Genomic DNA, 3,301 nt, shown 5'->3' on the forward strand with positions numbered 1-3,301 from the left:
CCGCCCCGCCCACCGCCCCCGCGCCCACCGGGAGTGGGCAGCGGGTGGTTCCGGGGTGGGCCGTGAAGGCGGTGCGGCAGTTGACCGTCGGTGAGCTCGCCGACGCACTCGAATATCTCGAACGGCATCGTCCGGACGACGATGTCCTCGGGCGGGCCCTGGCCGGTGAGTTCGCCCGGCGGACCGCCGCCGCCGAGTTCGCCGACCGGGCCGCCGCGGCCTCCGGGGACGACGGCGCCCGCCCCGTCCGCGGTGACCCGGCGCGACCGTTCTGATCACGGGCGTCCAGCCGGCCGCGAGGCGCGGGCTCACGTCGTCGCGGGCGGCCTCCCGCAGTGCCGGGAACGTCGCGCCGGAGTCGCCGAACAGCAGCGCGAAACCGACGTCGTCGACGAAGTCGGCGGCCTCGCCGACCGTGGCCAGCGGGGCCGTCCATGCCCCAGCGTTCCAGGCGCCGTTCGTGGATCACGCGGGAAACCTACAGGCCGCCTCCGACGATCCAATGGTGCCGGCCGGGATGGGTAGGACGGGCGTGGGAGGGATCATGAAGGTACGACTGCGCAGGGTGTACGAACCGGCCTCGTCCGACGACGGGAAGCGGATCCTGGTCGACCGGGTGTGGCCGCGGGGCCTGTCGAAGGACAAGGCCCGCCTGGACGAGTGGGAGAAGGATGTCGCCCCGTCCACGGAGCTTCGCAAGTGGTACGGCCACGACGCGGACCGGTTCGACGAGTTCACCCGCCGCTACGAGGCCGAGCTGGACGAGCCCGAACGCGCCGCCGCCCTGGACCGCCTCCGCGAGTCCGCGGGTCAGGGGACCGTCACGCTGCTGACGGCGACCAAGGACGTCGACCACAGCCAGGCCGCCGTCCTCGCGGACCTCCTGCGCGCCGGCTGACCCGAGCACCGCGGCGCTCTCACGGGTGCAGGATCGCCGGCTCGCACCAGGGCGCCTCGTACCCGTCCTCGTCCGGCTCCTCGTACTCCTCGGGCTCCTGCCGCCCGCTGACGTCGACGGCGGTTCCGGTCTCGGTGCACCGGCGGCGGACGAGTTCGGTCATCTCCTCGGTCATGTAGTGGTGGTGCAGGTCGAGGCGGTCCAGGCCGCGGAAGGCGGGCGCGTCCAGGAGGATCTGGGCGCCCTTGTCGGTGAGGGTGCCCAAGGACAGGTCGAGGACGGACAGGCGGCGGGTGACGGGGGCGTCGGCCAGCATGCCGACCAGCGCGTCGGTGTCCTGGCCGTTGCGCAGGCCGAGCGAGGTCAGGGCGGGCACGGCGGAACCCGCCGCCAGCGGAGCCAGGTCCTCGGGGAAGGCGCCGTCACCGTCCCCCGACCCGAGGTACAGCTCCAGGTGCTCCAGCATCGGAAGATCCGAGGCGACGATGAAGCGCGTGAGATAGGTCCGGAAGTCTTCCTCGTCCCCGAAGGGCATCAGCTGGAGCCGCCACGCGACCGCGCCCGGACCGGCCTTCGCCGCGATGAACGCCTCGTCCGGCGGAAGCGCGTCCGGCCTGGCGCGCCCCCGCTCCTCCGCCTCCAGCCCGGCGCGCTGGAGCCGCGTGGCGAGCAGCTCACGAGAGGGGAGATCGAAGGTCCGCAGCCCCGCGAACTCACGGAGATGGTCGAGGTTCGGCATGCGTGGGCTCCTCACGGCGACGGTGCCGATGAACCTACAGCGCACGCCCGACGGCCCGCCGTGTCGTCATGAGGCTTCGCGGCCCGGCCCCCGGTTCGCCCCACGGCGATCCGGACCCGGCCGAACCCGGCTCGGACCTGCGGCGGGGCCTGTCACGGGCGGTGAAGAACACGTTTTAGAGTGGAGGGGACTTCGAGGAAGGGATCTTCACATGCCGTTGGCCCCCCGCCTGCCGGCCCCACCCGAGATGTTGTCAGCCCTGGAGGAGACCTATGAGAGGGTGCTGCGGCGCGACCCAGGCGAGGCGGAGTTCCATCAGGCCGTGCACGAGGTGCTGGAAAGCCTCGGCCCGGTGCTGGCCGCCCGGCCCGGCCTCGCCGCCGCCAAGCTGGTGGAACGGCTGATCGAGCCGGAACGGCAGATCATCTTCCGAGTACCGTGGCAGGACGACCATGGCAACGTCCACGTCAACCGCGGCTTCCGCGTGGAGTTCAACGGCGCGCTCGGCCCGTACAAGGGCGGCCTCCGCTTCCACCCGACCGTGAACCTCGGCATCGTGAAGTTCCTCGGCTTCGAGCAGATCTTCAAGAACGCCCTGACCGGCCTCGGCATCGGCGGCGGCAAGGGCGGCAGCGACTTCGACCCGCACGGCCGCTCCGACGAGGAGGTCATGCGGTTCTGCCAGTCGTTCATGACCGAGCTGTACCGCCACGTCGGCGAGCACACCGACGTCCCCGCGGGCGACATCGGCGTCGGGACCCGCGAGATCGGCTACCTGTTCGGCCAGTACCGCCGTGTCACCAACCGGTGGGAGGCGGGGATGCTCACCGGCAAGGGCATGCTGTGGGGCGGCTCCGCCGGGCGGACGGAGGCGACCGGCTACGGCAACGTCCTGTTCACGGCCGAGATGCTGCGGCGCCGGGGCGAGGACCTCGACGGCCAGCAGATCGTCGTGTCCGGCTCGGGGAACGTCGCGATCTACACGATCGAGAAGGCGCAGCAGCTCGGCGCGAACGTGATCACCGTGTCGGACTCCAGCGGCTACGTGGTGGACGAGAAGGGCATCGACCTCGACCTCATCAAGCACGTCAAGGAGGTCGACCGCGGCCGGGTCGCCGACTACGCCGACCTGCGCGGCGCCTCGGCCCGGTTCATCCCCGGCGGCTGCGTGTGGGACGTCCCCGCCGACATCGCGCTGCCGTCCGCGACCCAGAACGAGCTGGACGAGTCCGCCGCGACGACCCTCGTCCGCAACGGCGTGAAGGCCGTCTCGGAGGGCGCGAACATGCCCACGACCCCCGAGGCCGTCCACGTCTTCCAGGAAGCGGACGTCGCCTTCGGGCCGGGCAAGGCCGCCAACGCCGGCGGCGTCGCGGTCAGCGCCCTGGAGATGCGCCAGAACGCGTCCCGCGCGTCCTGGACCTTCTCGCGCGTCGAGGAGGAGCTGGGTGCGATCATGACCGACATCCACGAGATCTGCTATGAGACCGCCGAACGCTACGGCGCTCCCGGCGACTACGTCGTCGGCGCCAACATCGCGGGCTTCGAACGCGTCGCCGACGCCATGCTCGCCCAGGGCCTCATCTGATCCAGCCCCGGACGGAACGGCCGCCTTCAACGGCGAGGGCGCTGTTTCCGTTTCCCCGGCCCGGCTTCCCCCCCGC

General features: G+C 71.8%; 4 protein-coding genes. 3 read left to right on the top strand and 1 reads right to left on the bottom strand.

Translation table 11 applies throughout. The features are described 5' to 3' along the window. Both E1281_RS38665 and E1281_RS38670 read left to right on the top strand, forming a co-directional pair. Window positions 1-275: hypothetical protein (locus tag E1281_RS38665; protein WP_207943772.1), on the top strand; the 275-nt coding region annotated here is incomplete at its 5' end. A 269-nt stretch (window positions 276-544) separates the two neighbouring features. After that, window positions 545-898: a DUF488 domain-containing protein gene (locus E1281_RS38670; protein ID WP_131884655.1), complete on the top strand. Its 354-nt coding sequence runs from the start codon at window positions 545-547 to the stop codon at window positions 896-898. A 19-nt stretch (window positions 899-917) separates the two neighbouring features. On the opposite strand, the gene E1281_RS38675 is transcribed toward E1281_RS38670, so the two are convergent. Beyond that, complete coding sequence (locus E1281_RS38675; RefSeq protein ID WP_207943773.1) at window positions 918-1,637, bottom strand: hypothetical protein; 720 nt, start codon at window positions 1,635-1,637, stop codon at window positions 918-920. A gap of 247 nt (window positions 1,638-1,884) precedes the next feature. Here E1281_RS38675 and gdhA point away from each other — a divergent pair, with 247 nt between their 5' ends. Continuing rightward, window positions 1,885-3,225: an NADP-specific glutamate dehydrogenase gene (gene gdhA / locus E1281_RS38680; RefSeq protein ID WP_131884656.1), complete on the top strand. Its 1,341-nt coding sequence runs from the start codon at window positions 1,885-1,887 to the stop codon at window positions 3,223-3,225. The last annotated feature ends 76 nt before the right edge of the window (window positions 3,226-3,301 follow it).

Source organism: Actinomadura sp. KC345, from assembly GCF_004348515.1.
Taxonomy (GTDB): Bacteria; Actinomycetota; Actinomycetes; order Streptosporangiales; family Streptosporangiaceae; genus Spirillospora.